The sequence below is a fragment of the Roseobacter sp. OBYS 0001 genome, from assembly GCF_019654895.1.
Taxonomy (GTDB): domain Bacteria; phylum Pseudomonadota; class Alphaproteobacteria; order Rhodobacterales; family Rhodobacteraceae; genus Roseobacter; species Roseobacter litoralis.
This window is the reverse complement of sequence record NZ_BPES01000001.1, coordinates 91,392-105,436: the sequence shown is the minus strand read 5'-3', so window position 1 is coordinate 105,436 and position 14,045 is coordinate 91,392. Positions and strand designations below refer to the sequence as shown.

Below are 14,045 nucleotides of genomic sequence, written 5' to 3'. Positions count from 1 at the left end.
CACTGTCGCTGATCGGTCAGGCTTGAGCAAGCCCGCCTTTGCTCCGCGGCTGTACAAGGTACATGCCGACAAACATAAGCGCCAAAGCTGCCCAAACCGCAGGCGGGTAGGCTTCGGCAAGTATGACCTTGGCCCACAAAAGCGCAAAGCCCGTAACCAGATAGCTGACCTGCACAGTAAACACAGGTCCCGCCCGACCAACCAGCCAGACATACCCTGCGTAGACCAGCACATGCGCAACCGAGGCCCCCATCAAGGCATGGCCCGACGTTGTGTTCAGGTCGGCCGGGGCGATGAACTGTCCCGATGCAAGGGTCACGGGCAAAATGACCACTGTCCCCAACAGCGATGCCCCGAAAAGGACCTGTACCGCATCCAGACCGGCAGTGCCCCATTTGGCCACCACATTCCCTTCCATCGCATAGCAAAGACCAGCGATCATTGCGACCAGCAGCCAAAACACCGGGGCGGCAAGCGCCGCGCTTACCCCCGGCATGACGATGATCAGAACACCCAGAAGACCCGCAAACAATCCCAATAGGCGTCTCCATGAAAAGCTGTCGAGCCGCAGGAGCAATGCAATGGGAAAGGCGAACATCGGGATCATCGACAACAGAATTGCCATAATACCGGCCGGCACGTGAACCGCCGCCTGAAAGGACGCTGTATTCGGTATCAACGTCCCGATCAGCGCAACAATGGCAAAGACGCGCAATGTCGACCAATTGACTGGCAATCCCTTGCCGCGCACTGCGCATAAAACCGCCATCAGCACCGATCCGATCAAGAGCTGCCAGAAAATCAGCCCGAAATGGCCAAAACCGCTTGAGACAGCTATTTTTGTAAGCGGGATCGTTACGCCCCACCCAGCCCCCAGCAGCACCAGCACAAAGCTGAAAAACACCGTTTCACGGCGGGTCATGGCGCGGCTGGTTGCAGTATCCCACCGTCTCGCACCATGGCGATCCGGGTTGCTTTTCCAGTGCGGTCATCTGTCTCTACATAGACACCTGACAGGGTCGCAGTGCCCGTCGCGGGCGTAAATCGGTCCTTGGGCATGCCTGTAATAAAGCGCCGCAGGGGTTCGGTTTTTTCCATGCCGATCACCGAATGATAATCCCCGCACATGCCTGCGTCCGTCAAATACCCCGTGCCCCCCGGCAACACCATTGCATCCGCCGTTGGCACATGGGTATGCGTGCCAACCGCAAGGCTGACCCGGCCATCGCAAAAATGCCCAAGCGCCATTTTTTCCGAGGTCGCTTCGCAGTGAATGTCAACAAGCGCGGCTGACGCCTGCCCGCCCAGTGGATGGGTTTTCAGCACCGGTTCAAGGGCAGAGAACGGATCGTCAAAGGGGCGTTTCATAAACACCTGCCCCAGGACCTGCGCCACCAGAACCTTGCGCCCATTTTGTGCGGTGAACAAACGCGCGCCCATGCCGGGCGCGGCCTTGGAAAAATTGAGGGGCCTCAGGATGCGCGGTTCGTGCTGGATGAACTGCAGCATGTCCTTTTGATCAAAGGCGTGATCGCCCAACGTCAGGCAATCTGCACCTGCGTCAAGCAGGGTTTTTGCATGGCTGCCCGAGAGCCCCATGCCGGAGGTCGCGTTTTCGCTGTTCACCACAACGAAATCCAACCGCCATTCCTGCCTCAATCGCGGCAGGTTTTCTGTGATCGCGCGCCGTCCGGCCCTGCCCATGACGTCGCCAAGAAACAAAATCTTCATGCAAGATGCCTAGGCCCGCGATACGATCAGGGCAAGAGGCGGGGGAAATTTTTCTCACTCAAACGCAAGGGACTGGCGCAAGCACCGCGACTGGTCCAACCCAAAGCCCGGCAAGCGCACAGGCCAGACCTGATCTCTGGGACAGCGTCGTGATGCGTGCTGCGCCTTTTTGAACGCGCCGAACGCAGATGAAACAGGGCTGCGGTCGAACAAGACAATCACAATATTCTAAAGGTCGTGCTTTATACTGTTCCTAAGCGAAAATCATAGATTTTCTGTTCGGTTACGATGGCATCCAACGGTTGGTCCGTCGACTCCAGTGGTAGCGTGTCTGAAATCTGCGCTGCATAGGCAAACCCAACAGCGAGCGTTGCGCGTTTCGCCCTCAAACCTTCAAGCGTGCGATCATAAAACCCGCCGCCGTACCCCAGCCGCCCGCCTTGCGTATCAAAGGCCACAAGAGGTGCAATCACGATTTCAGGTTCAAAAAACTCTGCGTGCTCAGGAATCTGAACGCCGAATGCACCGCTGATCATTTTCATATCAGGCTCCCAGCGGGCAAAGCGAAGCGGATGACCCGCGCCGATGATCACCGGTACACCAACCGGGCCATGCGCCGCCGCCTCGATCATGGCAGGCATAGGGTCAATTTCCGAACGGATTGGCATATAACCAGCCGTGGGCACCCCGCGATAGCCCGCCAGCACACTCGACAACAGCGCCGCGCCGGTCCCTGTATTGTCCGCATGCGCCGCTTCGCGACGTGCAAAGGCAGCCTTGCGCGCGGCCGCTTTGATTTCGGTCATATCCGTCACAATAGCACCATAACTGCAATTCCAAGGAAGGCGAAAAAGCCCACCACATCCGTGACGGTCGTTACGAATGCGCCGGAGGCCAGTGCGGGGTCAATTCCGATCCGATCTAAAATGACCGGAATAGCCGTGCCTGCAAGCCCGGCAACAATCATGTTGATGACCATCGCGATTGCGATGACAAATCCCAAGGCGGGTGAGCCAAACCAGATTACACCGACGATGCCGATCACCACCGCAAAGATCAGCCCGTTGATCGCGCCGACCAGAACTTCGCGCCTGATCACGCGCCAGACGTTTGCCCCGGTGAGGTCCTTGGTCGCCAATGCGCGCACCGCCACGGTCAGCGACTGCGTGCCAGCATTCCCTCCCATCGAGGCCACAATCGGCATCAGCACCGCCAACGCAACGATCTGCGCGATGGCCGCTTCAAACTGGGCAATCACCAGAGAGGCAGCAATGGCCGTCAGCAAGTTCACAGCCAACCATGGCAACCGCTGCTTGGTCGTTTCTGAGACACGGTCCGACAAGGAGCCCTCCCCGACCCCGGCGAGCCGCAGGATGTCTTCCTCGTGCTCTTCATCCAGAACCGCCATGGCATCGTCTATGGTGATAATGCCGATCAATCGCCCCTCCTCATCAACCACGGGGGCCGAAATCAGGTGATATTGATTGAACGCATAGGCAACGTCGGATTCTTCTTGCGTTGCAGGTATGATCTGGAAGGTTTCTTCCAGCAAATCCATCAGCTTGGTTTCACGCCGCGACCGCATCAGCTTGCCAAGCGTGACATTGCCTACCGGATGCAGGCGCGGGTCCACGATCACGATGTGGTAAAACTGATCCGGCAATTCCTCTTCGGGCGTGGCGCGCAAATGGTCAATCGCCTCGCCGACGCTCCAATGCTCCGGTGCCATGACGACTTCGCGCTGCATCAGGCGCCCGGCGGAATACTCCGGATACCCCAGAGCCTGCTGCACAGCCGCGCGGTCCACGTCCTCAAGCGCATCAAGGATCGTTTCTTGCTGATGATCCTCCAGATCCTCGACCAGATCGACCACATCGTCGCTGTCCATCTCGCGGACCGCTTGCGTCAAAACCTGCGGCGTCAGAACGCCAATGACTTCTTCGCGGATGCTTTCATCCAGCTCCGACAGGATTTCCCCGTCAAACTCGCGATCATAAAGCCGGATCAGCCGAGAGCGATCGAATGCGTTGATCTGTTCCAGAAGGTCCGCGATGTCCGCAGGGTGCAGCGGCTCCATCAGCTCTGTGAGCTTGGCCTGATCCTCGATATCCACAGCATAGAGGATGGCTGATATCGCCTTGGGACCCAGCACATAAGCGGCGTCCTCAAGCTCAATTGGTACTGGTTCGGTTTGCTCCGACATCTGCGTCCTCCTGATGCAAACCCGACAATAGGCGCGCGCCAATATGGTTACAATGGTCCGCCCGATGATCGTTGCTGTCCGCACAGCAAGTCCCTAAGAGTTGGGTATGAGCGTATGTGATTTAATCCTTGGACAAACCTTCGAAGTCAGCGGAAACCCGATGACATCGCCTTGGCAAGAGGCTGTGGCCGTCACGCGTGACAGCGCCGTCTTGCTCAAAGGCGGGCGCATTGAACAGGTCGGGAAAGCAAGCGCATTGCGCAGGCAACACCCGCAGGCCCGGGTCACGGACTATGGTGACAGGTTGATTTGTCCCGGTTTTGTCGACGCCCATGTTCATTACCCGCAGACGGCCATTATTGCCAGTTGGGGGAAACAGCTGATCGACTGGCTGAATACATATACCTTTCCCGAAGAACTGCGTCTGTCTGATCCTGACTATGCAGGCATCATCGCGGATCGCTATCTGGATCTGACTTTGGCGCATGGCACCACCACGATGTGTTCCTATGCAACATCGCACCCCGCGAGCGTGGATGCGTTTTTTGAGGCTGCTGAAACGCGGAACCTGCGCACGATCGCCGGGAAGACCTGCATGGATCGCAACGCGCCGGACGCGCTGTGTGATACCGCCCAGCGCGCTTATGACGAGAGCAAATCGCTGCTGGAACACTGGCATGGCCGGGGGCGTGCGCAATATGCGATCACGCCGCGGTTTTCGCCTACATCAACGCCTGCGCAACTGGAGGCTCTGGGTGCGCTTTGGGCGGAGCATCCGACCTGCCTGATGCAAACGCATCTGAGCGAACAGGTGCCGGAAATCGAATGGGTGCGGGGGCTTTTCCCGACAGCGCGCGATTATCTCGACACGTACGAAATGTATGGTCTGATCGGCGAACACGCGGTTTTTGGCCACGCCATTCACCTTGAGCCTCGCGAAATTGACCACATCGCCGAAACTGGTTCGGCCCTTGTGCATTGCCCGACCTCGAACACCTTTATCGGGTCAGGGTTGATGGATGTGGCAGGGCTCGCTGCGCGGTCAGTGCCTTTGGGGTTGGCGACGGATACCGGTGGTGGGTCGTCGTTTTCGATGCTGCGCACCATGGCCGCCGCTTACGAGGTCGCCCAACTGCGCGGCACCGCGTTGCATCCGGCCCAATTGCTTTATCTGGCGACTGCCGGGTCGGCGCGTGCGTTGCATTTGCAGGACACAATCGGCACCGTCGCACCGGGGTATGAAGCTGACCTGACGATCCTTGATCTGGCCTCCACCCCGGCGATTGCCCAACGTGCAGCTGAAGCGGAAAACATCTGGGAAGCGATTTTTCCCACGATCATGATGGGCGATGACCGGGCCATTGCGGATGTCTGGATCGCTGGAAAACGGTGGGTCACAGGCTAATCGCCCGGCTCTTCACATCCCGTCACGCAAACCCTGCACCAAATCGTTCTGGCGCGCGATCACGGCATTTGTGTCGATTGCGACCATCTGGCCATCGCGCACGACGTCCCGCCCCTCGACAATCAGGTCTCTGACCGTTGTGGGCCCCGCGAGCAGCAACGCGGATGGATCCCAACTGCCTGCGGCCTCAATGCCACCCATGTCCCAGATGGCGATGTCCGCGCGCGCGCCCACCTGCAGACGGCCGCATTCGGGACGCCCCAGAACATCCGCGCCCCCGCGTGTTGCGATCTCCAGCGCTTCGTCAGCGCTCATGGCGTCCGCACCAGATGCCACACGTTGCAACAACATGGCCTGCCGCGCCTCTGCGATCAGGTTGCCTGCATCATTGCTTGCAGAGCCATCAACGCCAAGGCCCACCGGCACCTGCGCATCCCGCATCTTGCGGATCGGCGCGATCCCACTGCCGAGACGGCAATTCGAGCAGGGACAATGCGCAATACCCGTCGATGTGTCGGCAAAGAGTTTAATCTCGGCGGCATCCAGTTTGACGCAATGCGCATGCCACACATCCGGACCAACCCAACCAAGGCTTTCGGCATATTGACCGGGGCGACAGCCAAAATTCGCGAACGAATAGGCGATGTCTTCGTCGTTTTCCGCCAGATGCGTGTGCATCATCACGCCTTTGTCCCGCGCGAGCAGAGCGGCATCGCGCATAAGCTCGCGGCTGACCGAAAATGGCGAACATGGCGCAACCCCGACCCGACACATCGAAGACGGCGCCGCATCGTGAAAGGCATCGATCACACGGATGCAATCCTCAAGGATATCCGCTTCTTTCTCGACGAGCGTATCGGGCGGCAGACCACCGTCAGAGATACCAATACTCATCGCACCGCGCGTTGGCTGGAATCGCAGGCCAACCTCACGGGCGGCATGGATGGTATCTTCCAGCCGGGTCCCATTGGGGTAAACGTAAAGGTGATCACTGCTCAGGCTGCATCCCGAAAGCGCCAGCTCAATCAATCCCACCTGCGCTGAAGTAAACATATGATCCGGCGTGAACTTTCCCCAGATCGGATAGAGGGTCTGCAACCACCCGAACAACAGCGCATCCTGCCCCTCCGGCACGGCACGGGTCAAAGACTGGTAAAGATGGTGGTGCGTATTCACCAGACCGGGCGTGATCACACAGCCGCGCGCATCCATCGCGGGCAGATCGCCGGCGGCATCTGGCCCGATTGCACGAATTGCACCGCCATCAATCACGATGTCGGCACCTGCGAGCTTTCTGCGCGCATCGTCCATCGTCACGATCACATCTGCATTCTTGATCGCCCAGATGGTCACTGCCCACAACGTTTCAGGATATCAAGCGCCTGCTTGTGAATGTCGGCATTGGCGGCGGCGATTGCACGACCGCCCTCATGTGCAGGTGCACCATCCCAATCGGTCACAATTCCACCCGCTGCCTGCACCACAGCAATCGGTGCTTGAATGTCATAAGCCTGCAAGCCAGCCTCGATGACCAGATCGATCTGCCCGCTGGCCAGCAGGGCATAGGCATAGCAATCCATACCATACCGCGTGAGCTTTGCCTGACCTGCGACCTGTTGAAAGGCCTCCCTGTCCGCCGGGCTGCCGACTTCGGGAAAGGTGGTGAACACCGTGGCTTGCGACAACGCACGCGGTGGCAGGGTCGATAAGGGGCTGGGGCCCGACGGCCCTGTCATATGGGCAGCAGTGGGTGTGCCAATGAACCTCTCGCCAATATATGGCTGATCGATCAGTCCGTAAAACGGCCCCCTTGCATCGCGCACCGCGATCAGGACACCCCATGTCGGCGTCCCGCTGACAAACCCGCGCGTCCCGTCAATCGGGTCCAGCACCCATGTCAGGCCGGTTGTGCCGGACGTGTAACCAAGCTCCTCTCCCAAAATGGCGTCATCCGGGCGCATCTGCGCCAAGAGGCCACGCATTTCCTGCTCCGCCGCGCGATCCGCCTCGGTCACAGGATCATACCCACCGGCCAGTTTATTGTCCTGCGTCAGTGACGGCGACCGGAAAAATGGAAGAATAACCGCGCGTGCCGCGTCAGCCAATTGGTTGGCGACCGCATCGATTTCGTGAAGGTGGGTGTGTGACAGGTTCATGGCGTTTGAACGTGCCAGTTTATACCGCCCCTCGCAAGGGGCAGCACAGGCAAATTTACCGAAACACAGTCAGCAAATTTATGCTACATCGCTTAGAACGCGCGCCAATTCAAACAGACGACGACGTTGGTTTTCAGGTATGGCGTAATAGGAACGGACAAGGTCCATCGCCTCTTTGTCACCCATCATGTCAGCGGGCACGGATGATGCCGGCTCTGGCGCATCCTTACCTGCTTCTTCGCGCAAACCTTCAAAGAAAAATGCAACGTCTACGTCGAGAGCGTCAGCAATGTCCCAAAGGCGCGATGCACTGACGCGGTTCGCGCCAGTCTCGTATTTCTGAATTTGTTGAAACTTAATACCAACACATTCTGCCAGCTTCTGTTGCGTCATTCCAACGAGCCACCGGCGCTGCCGAATGCGCTTGCCAACATGTACGTCTACAAGGTGTGCCATATGATATTCCTCACTCTTACCCAAATTACAAACGCGTCACCGCCACAGTACCGACATAGTTGTGTCACTGTTTCAGCAACTGATACTTTCCAATAGGGGCAACAATACGAAAGTTGTCATTTGGATCAATACCAAAGACCGCACCATCCACTGTGCCCAATCGCGCGATAGACAATCTATACGTGTTTTATCGTGCCGAATTCTGCGCTTAGCGTCGCAGGATTAAAAGCAGCGAATTTGCGTAAAAATTGATATTTCCGGTGATTTTCCGACAGTTAGGACACAATCAGGCGTTGAATGGACGGAAATTGCACAATTTATGCCGATTCTAGCGGTGCGGGAGTGATACGGATTGAGGCGAAAAAGTGACGCTTCAAAGGGTCTGAGCCCACCAAAACCACGGATCGTTCGATCAGCGGAATTCAGCTTACCGTTTGACTTCAATGGGCTCTCCCGTATAATCTCACGCCCCCTATACGGCTTTCAGCCTCGGCTGCTCAGACGCCAAAAATGCGCGCCTCAGATAATCCGCCAATGTATCGTGAATCACGCCCTTGCTGCCCTGCGCCCCATAAAGGTTGATTTGCTGCTGCGGTAAGTCAGGCAAAACTCCGCCGTGATCTATCCGTTCCAGATGTGGTGGCTCAGTGCCTTCGATCATCGTGTGGACGGCGAGATCGGCGCTGACCGTTGCTTCAATCGTGCGGTCGCTTTCTGTTTCGACAATGACATCCCACAGGATACCGGCCGTATCCAGCGCCTCCACCACACGCGGGCGGAAGGTGCAGTGTCGCCCAAACGCCAGTTTCAGCGGTTTTTGCCGCCATGCGGCACCGCCGGGCGCTCCAACCCACCGCAAGGGCTTGCGGCATAAAGTTTCCGCGCCCGCATCCAGCGACGTTTCGGTCGTAAGGATGACATCACATTCACCCCGCCCGAACTTGTCCTTGAGCGCGCGTGTGTAAGAGGAGACGAGATGCACCTTTACCCGCGGGAAAGCCGCGTGAAACTGTTTCAAAACCTGCGGAATCGCCGGGTACACAATATCATGCGGAACGCCCAGTACGATTTCGCCCTCATAGGCTTGGTCGGTCAATCTGCCGATCACCTCATCATTCAGTGCCACCATGCGCCGCGCATAGACCAACAGCTGCTCTCCCGATGCGGTCAAGGCAATGGTGCGCCCCGATCGGTCCAGCAAAGAGACGTCAAGCACCTCTTCAAGGCGCTTAAGCTGCATCGACACCGCCGATTGCGTCAGGTGCAGAAACCCGGCGGCACGGGTGACGCCGCCAGAATCGGCGACCGCGACAAAAGAGCGGAGCGTTGTGACGTCCAGATTTCTCATATCAGCATCCCTGATGGTTTTCTTCACAAACATTCGTTTTAAACATCTTATCATCTCTGCCATATACATCAAGAAGATTGATGCAAACCGAAAACGCATCACAGGATCGAAAGGAAAAGACCATGGCACTGATTGATTTTGGAATTGTCCGGGGAAGACGCACAGCACAGCCATTGCGCCTCGCACTTTCGACCCGGTTGGCTTTGTGGAAATCCCGCCGCGCGCTGGCAAAACTGGACGACCGCGCCTTGGAAGATGTCGGGATCTCACGGGTTGACGCTGACCGCGAGGCACAGCTGACCGTTTGGGATGTTCCGGCAGCCTGGAAACGCTGCTAACTGTGTCTGATTGCGCGATTTGACCAGAGATTAACGCTACATTAGCCAAATCTGGTCAAATCGGCACATTCCTGACCGAAAAGCCTTGAAATGGACGCAAGACGCCACGATATTCAATCGCGAGAGCGCGTAGAAAATCTGACGCGCCAGATACGTCAATTTGGAGGTCTTAAAAAATGGCTGACGTGAATACAATCCGGACCGCTGCCGGATCCCGCGCCGCCCAGATAGATGCGGGTTTGCGCGCCCACATGAATAAAGTCTATGCGACAATGTCGATAGGCATGTTGATCACCTTTGCTGTGGCATGGGCGGTCGGGACCGCACCGCAACTGATGGCGGTTTTCCGCGACCCGGTGACCCTGTCGCCGAACATCCTTGGCTGGATCATCATGTTCGCGCCGCTGGGCATGGTGTTTGCGTTTAGCGCAATGATCAACAAAATGTCCGCCGCTGCCGCTCAATTGTTCTTCTACGCGTTTGCAGGCGTCATGGGATTGTCCATCTCGTGGATTTTCGTCGCCTTCACCGGCATGTCCATCGCTCAGATCTTCCTGATCACATCTATCGCGTTCGCGGGCCTGTCCCTTTGGGGCTACACGACCAAGAAAGACATCTCCGCCTGGGGTAGCTTCCTGATCATGGGTGTGATCGGTCTGGTGGTTGCATCGATCGTCAACATCTTCCTTGGCTCGCCTGCGATCATGTTCGCGATCTCTGCCTTGGGTGTTCTGATCTTTGCGGGCCTCACAGCCTATGACACGCAGAACATCAAGAACACATATCTCGCGCATGCCCACCATGGCGACAGCGAGTGGCTGCAGAAGTCTGGTATCATGGGCGCGTTGAGCCTTTACCTGAACTTCATCAACATGTTCATGATGCTGTTGTCCCTGTTCGGAAACAGAGAATAAGTCGCACGCTTTAAGCGATTACAGAACAAAGCCTGCCAGTCACCTGACTTGGCAGGCTTTTTATTTGATGACTCGTTACCTTCAGACCGCGAACCCCGGTCAATTGGCCTGTTTGCGAGCCATGCAAAAGCCGCGCTTGCTTGCGCGCGCGCTCAGGTCCCGATCATCCTGAAACGCGATAAGCACCAGCGCACCGCCGCAAAGTTTTGCACCCGGACGAAAACAACCACCCATCGTAGAGCGCTCAGCGCAGACTGAGACTTGGCAAGGGCGCGCATGCGCGGTACATGGCGGCCAAGTAAATGAGGAACCCGCATGTCCATTGATGAAAGCACCGCCGCCCGCGTGGCGAAACTGGCCCGGATCAAGGTTGAACCAGCCGCATTGCCCGCGCTGGCCGGAGAGTTCAACACCATTCTCGGCTTTATCGAACAGCTGAACGAGGTGGATATCGACGGCGTCGAGCCCATGACATCGGTGACACCGCAAGTGTTGAAACGCCGCGCGGATGTTGTCACCGACGGCGACCAGCAAGCACGTGTCCTGTCCAATGCGCCAGATGCCCGCGAAGGGTTCTTTGCCGTGCCAAAGGTGGTTGAATAATGAGCAAGCTGAATGAACTGGGACTGGCCGAGGCGCGCGATGCGCTGCGCGCAGGAGAAACCACGTCGAAAGACCTGACCGAGGCCTGCCTCACGGCCATCGAGGATGCAGGCGTGTTGAACGCCTTTGTGCATCACACCGCCGATCTTGCGCTTGAGCGGGCAGCAGCAGCTGACGCGCGTCTGGCACAAGGGGCGGCCCCTGCGATGTGCGGTCTGCCAATCGGCATCAAGGATCTTTTCTGCACCAAAGGTGTGGCGTCGCAGGCCGGATCGCGTATTCTCGAGGGCTTTTTGCCTGAATACGAGTCCACCGTCAGCCAGAACCTTGTGGACGCCGGTGCGGTCATGCTGGGCAAGCTCAACATGGACGAATTCGCCATGGGCTCGTCCAACGAAACCTCGGTCTATGGCGATGTGATCAACCCCTGGCGACGCGCGGGCGATGAAAAACCGCTGACACCGGGGGGATCTTCCGGAGGGTCGGCGGCGGCGGTCGCCGCTGATCTGTGCCTTGCCGCAACCGGTACGGATACCGGCGGCTCCATTCGCCAGCCTGCGGCCTTTACCGGCACTGTGGGGATCAAACCGACCTATGGGCGTTGTTCACGCTGGGGGGTTGTGGCTTTTGCCTCCTCGCTCGATCAGGCGGGGCCGATGACGAAATCGGTGCGCGATGCTGCGATCATGTTGGAGGCAATGTCAGGTCATGACCCAAAGGACAGTACTTCTGCCGATCTGGTCGTTCCGGATTTCGAGGCGGCGCTGAGCGGGGATATTCGCGGCAAAAAGATCGGCATCCCCAAGGAATACCGCATGGACGGCATGCCCGATGAGATCGAAGCGCTGTGGCAAACCGGCATCGCCATGATGAAGGACGCAGGCGCTGAAATCATCGACATCTCCCTGCCGCACACGAAATACGCGCTGCCCGCCTATTACGTGATTGCCCCGGCTGAGGCGTCGTCAAACCTCGCGCGCTATGACGGTGTGCGCTATGGGCATCGCGCCAAACTGGATCAGGGCGATGGCATCACGGAGATGTATGAAAAGACCCGCGCCGAAGGCTTCGGACCCGAGGTGCAGCGCCGCGTGATGGTTGGTACCTACGTGCTCTCCGCAGGTTTTTACGACGCCTATTACAACCGCGCGCGCAAGGTGCGCACGCTGATCAAGCGGGACTTTGAAACCGTTTTTGCGCAGGGTGTTGACGCGATATTGACGCCTGCGACCCCGTCGGCGGCCTTTGGACTGGGCGAAATGACCGACGCTGATCCGGTCGCGATGTATCTCAACGATATCTTTACCGTGACCGTCAACCTTGCCGGATTGCCCGGAATTGCGGTGCCGGGCGGGCTTGACGCAAATGGTCTGCCGCTTGGCCTGCAACTCATCGGTCGCCCGTGGGAAGAGGCGGAGTTGCTGAACGCCGCCTATGCGCTTGAACAAGCGGCGGGTTTTGTGGCCAAGCCGGATAAATGGTGGTAACCTTTGATATGAGCCAAGAGGGCAAAAAGATGGGAATTCGCATGCGACCGCATCTATCCGTTGTACTGCCTGCTGTACTGATACTGGCGGCCTGCGCGCCACAGGTGTCCGACAGTCCGCGCGGTGCCGGGTTCACATCGGCCGAAGCGATACAGGCACGCGATGCAGCGCTGCAAGGCGCCCCCCTCGGCGCGCCCGACACGGTTTTACCCCCCGTTGATGGCACCATTCCGGTTACAGGAGCAGTGCCGGCAGACGGGTCTGCTGAACAAACCGCTGCCGATACCACGCGGATTTTGCAACAGACCAGCACGACATCGACGCTCCAGCCTGTTCCGCCAACGGTTTCGAATACAATCGGCATATCCAATGAGAACAATTTCGATGCCGTCTCTGAGCAGCGCAGCATCGAAAGTGACGCAGAACGCATCGCCCAGAACCGCGCGCAATATCAGCTCATTCAACCAGAAGCATTGCCGGAACGCACGGGCGACAACCAGCCCAACATCGTCGCCTTCGCGCTGGCGACAACCCATCCGGTCGGCACAAAGGTCTACGCACGCGCCGGTCTGAATGGGGCCGCGCGGGCAGAACGTAACTGCGCGCAGTATCCGTCGCCGGACAAGGCCCAGCTGGATTTTCTGGCGCGTGGCGGCCCCAAACGGGATCGCAAAGGCCTTGATCCGGACGGGGATGGCTATGCCTGCGGCTGGGATCCAACGCCTTTTCGCAGCGCCTCGCAAGGCTAACCATGCGGCACTGCCCTTCGCCGAATTTTGGCCCGCGGCGCAATGGTCTGGCGCCTACGCTAATCGTGATTCATTATACCGCCATGGCAAGCGCCGACGCAGCCATCGCGCGCCTGTGTGATCCGGATGCCGAGGTTTCCGCACATTATCTGATTGATCGCAGCGGCCCCGTGACGCAGATGGTCAAGGAGGATCAACGCGCCTGGCACGCGGGCGTCGGGGAATGGCGCGGGCTGACTGACATCAATTCTCGGTCTATCGGCATCGAACTGGATAACGACGGCACGCATCCGTTTCCCGAACCACAGATGGCCGCGCTGGAGGATCTGTTGCAGGGCATCCGCAGCCGCTGGCCAGTGGCTGCAAGCGACATCATTGGCCATTCCGACATGGCGCCGGGGCGCAAATCAGACCCCGGGCCACGCTTTGACTGGGCACGGCTGGCCCGTCAGGGGTTGGCCGCACCCGTGGCCCCGGAGACGCAGTGCGATGGGTTTGAACACGCCGCACAGCGCGCAGGTTTTACCGCCCCTGTGGATCACGCAACGCTGCTGAGGGCCACGCGGCTGCGCTTTGCGCCATGGCGCGAGGGCCCGCTTACGGACGACGATCTGCAGTTGTATCACCGGGTTTGACCCCGGGCCGCTGCAATGGC

The 14,045-nt window shown here is 58.4% G+C and carries 15 protein-coding genes; 7 read left to right on the top strand and 8 right to left on the bottom strand.

What is annotated here, in order from left to right:
- Positions 1-16: 16 nt before the first annotated feature.
- The 4 genes from K5Q35_RS00510 to mgtE form a co-directional block, all read right to left on the bottom strand.
- The gene (locus K5Q35_RS00510) at positions 17-922 is read right to left on the bottom strand and encodes a DMT family transporter (RefSeq protein WP_220798045.1); all 906 of its coding nucleotides are present in this window, start codon (positions 920-922) and stop codon (positions 17-19) included.
- Positions 919-1,731: a TIGR00282 family metallophosphoesterase gene (locus tag K5Q35_RS00505; RefSeq protein ID WP_220798044.1), complete on the bottom strand. Its 813-nt coding sequence runs from the start codon at positions 1,729-1,731 to the stop codon at positions 919-921. Before K5Q35_RS00505 ends, K5Q35_RS00510 begins: the two co-directional genes overlap by 4 nt.
- 242 nt (positions 1,732-1,973) lie before the next feature.
- The gene (locus K5Q35_RS00500; RefSeq protein ID WP_220798043.1) at positions 1,974-2,546 is read right to left on the bottom strand and encodes a 5-formyltetrahydrofolate cyclo-ligase; all 573 of its coding nucleotides are present in this window, start codon (positions 2,544-2,546) and stop codon (positions 1,974-1,976) included.
- Entirely contained in the window at positions 2,543-3,934 is a 1,392-nt protein-coding gene (mgtE, locus tag K5Q35_RS00495) for a magnesium transporter (protein WP_220798042.1), read from the bottom strand. The genes K5Q35_RS00500 and mgtE overlap by 4 nt, the downstream gene beginning before the upstream one ends.
- Positions 3,935-4,040: 106 nt before the next feature.
- On the opposite strand from mgtE, the gene guaD reads away from it, so the two are divergent.
- Entirely contained in the window at positions 4,041-5,339 is a 1,299-nt protein-coding gene (gene guaD, locus K5Q35_RS00490; RefSeq protein ID WP_220798041.1) for a guanine deaminase, read from the top strand.
- A gap of 12 nt (positions 5,340-5,351) precedes the next feature.
- Here guaD and K5Q35_RS00485 read toward each other — a convergent pair whose 3' ends face one another.
- From K5Q35_RS00485 to K5Q35_RS00470, 4 genes are all read right to left on the bottom strand, one after another.
- The gene (locus K5Q35_RS00485; protein ID WP_220798040.1) at positions 5,352-6,692 is read right to left on the bottom strand and encodes an 8-oxoguanine deaminase; all 1,341 of its coding nucleotides are present in this window, start codon (positions 6,690-6,692) and stop codon (positions 5,352-5,354) included.
- Entirely contained in the window at positions 6,689-7,495 is an 807-nt protein-coding gene (hisN, locus tag K5Q35_RS00480; protein ID WP_220798039.1) for a histidinol-phosphatase, read from the bottom strand. Before hisN ends, K5Q35_RS00485 begins: the two co-directional genes overlap by 4 nt.
- A 78-nt stretch (positions 7,496-7,573) precedes the next feature.
- The gene (locus K5Q35_RS00475; RefSeq protein WP_013961093.1) at positions 7,574-7,951 is read right to left on the bottom strand and encodes a helix-turn-helix domain-containing protein; all 378 of its coding nucleotides are present in this window, start codon (positions 7,949-7,951) and stop codon (positions 7,574-7,576) included.
- Positions 7,952-8,423: 472 nt separating this feature from the next.
- Positions 8,424-9,299, bottom strand: a complete 876-nt coding sequence (locus K5Q35_RS00470; protein WP_013961091.1) for a LysR family transcriptional regulator — start codon at positions 9,297-9,299, stop codon at positions 8,424-8,426.
- A 122-nt stretch (positions 9,300-9,421) separates the two neighbouring features.
- On the opposite strand from K5Q35_RS00470, the gene K5Q35_RS00465 reads away from it, so the two are divergent.
- From K5Q35_RS00465 to K5Q35_RS00440, 6 genes are all read left to right on the top strand, one after another.
- Positions 9,422-9,637, top strand: a complete 216-nt coding sequence (locus tag K5Q35_RS00465; RefSeq protein WP_220798038.1) for a DUF1127 domain-containing protein — start codon at positions 9,422-9,424, stop codon at positions 9,635-9,637.
- 176 nt (positions 9,638-9,813) lie between these two features.
- Positions 9,814-10,551, top strand: a complete 738-nt coding sequence (locus K5Q35_RS00460) for a Bax inhibitor-1/YccA family protein (RefSeq protein ID WP_013961089.1) — start codon at positions 9,814-9,816, stop codon at positions 10,549-10,551.
- A 315-nt stretch (positions 10,552-10,866) separates the two neighbouring features.
- Positions 10,867-11,154, top strand: coding sequence for an Asp-tRNA(Asn)/Glu-tRNA(Gln) amidotransferase subunit GatC (gene gatC / locus K5Q35_RS00455; RefSeq protein ID WP_013961087.1), 288 nt, complete (start codon positions 10,867-10,869; stop codon positions 11,152-11,154).
- Complete coding sequence (gatA, locus tag K5Q35_RS00450) at positions 11,154-12,641, top strand: Asp-tRNA(Asn)/Glu-tRNA(Gln) amidotransferase subunit GatA (protein WP_220798037.1); 1,488 nt, start codon at positions 11,154-11,156, stop codon at positions 12,639-12,641. Before gatC ends, gatA begins: the two co-directional genes overlap by 1 nt.
- A 41-nt stretch (positions 12,642-12,682) precedes the next feature.
- On the top strand, positions 12,683-13,390 hold the full coding sequence (locus tag K5Q35_RS00445) for a hypothetical protein (protein WP_259650422.1): 708 nt from the start codon (positions 12,683-12,685) through the stop codon (positions 13,388-13,390).
- A gap of 2 nt (positions 13,391-13,392) precedes the next feature.
- Positions 13,393-14,025: an N-acetylmuramoyl-L-alanine amidase gene (locus tag K5Q35_RS00440; RefSeq protein ID WP_220798035.1), complete on the top strand. Its 633-nt coding sequence runs from the start codon at positions 13,393-13,395 to the stop codon at positions 14,023-14,025.
- Positions 14,026-14,045: the final 20 nt, after the last annotated feature.

Excerpts from the sequence above, each read along its gene's own strand:
- K5Q35_RS00510 (WP_220798045.1), bottom strand. The coding sequence starts at position 922 with ATGACCCGCCGTGAAACGGTGTTTTTCAGCTTTGTGCTGGTGCTGCTG.
- K5Q35_RS00505 (WP_220798044.1), bottom strand. The coding sequence starts at position 1,731 with ATGAAGATTTTGTTTCTTGGCGACGTCATGGGCAGGGCCGGACGGCGC.
- mgtE (WP_220798042.1), bottom strand. The coding sequence starts at position 3,934 with ATGTCGGAGCAAACCGAACCAGTACCAATTGAGCTTGAGGACGCCGCT.
- guaD (WP_220798041.1), top strand. The coding sequence starts at position 4,041 with ATGAGCGTATGTGATTTAATCCTTGGACAAACCTTCGAAGTCAGCGGA.
- hisN (WP_220798039.1), bottom strand. The coding sequence starts at position 7,495 with ATGAACCTGTCACACACCCACCTTCACGAAATCGATGCGGTCGCCAAC.
- K5Q35_RS00475 (WP_013961093.1), bottom strand. The coding sequence starts at position 7,951 with ATGGCACACCTTGTAGACGTACATGTTGGCAAGCGCATTCGGCAGCGC.
- K5Q35_RS00470 (WP_013961091.1), bottom strand. The coding sequence starts at position 9,299 with ATGAGAAATCTGGACGTCACAACGCTCCGCTCTTTTGTCGCGGTCGCC.
- K5Q35_RS00465 (WP_220798038.1), top strand. The coding sequence starts at position 9,422 with ATGGCACTGATTGATTTTGGAATTGTCCGGGGAAGACGCACAGCACAG.
- K5Q35_RS00460 (WP_013961089.1), top strand. The coding sequence starts at position 9,814 with ATGGCTGACGTGAATACAATCCGGACCGCTGCCGGATCCCGCGCCGCC.
- gatC (WP_013961087.1), top strand. The coding sequence starts at position 10,867 with ATGTCCATTGATGAAAGCACCGCCGCCCGCGTGGCGAAACTGGCCCGG.
- gatA (WP_220798037.1), top strand. The coding sequence starts at position 11,154 with ATGAGCAAGCTGAATGAACTGGGACTGGCCGAGGCGCGCGATGCGCTG.
- K5Q35_RS00445 (WP_259650422.1), top strand. The coding sequence starts at position 12,683 with ATGCGACCGCATCTATCCGTTGTACTGCCTGCTGTACTGATACTGGCG.
- K5Q35_RS00440 (WP_220798035.1), top strand. The coding sequence starts at position 13,393 with ATGCGGCACTGCCCTTCGCCGAATTTTGGCCCGCGGCGCAATGGTCTG.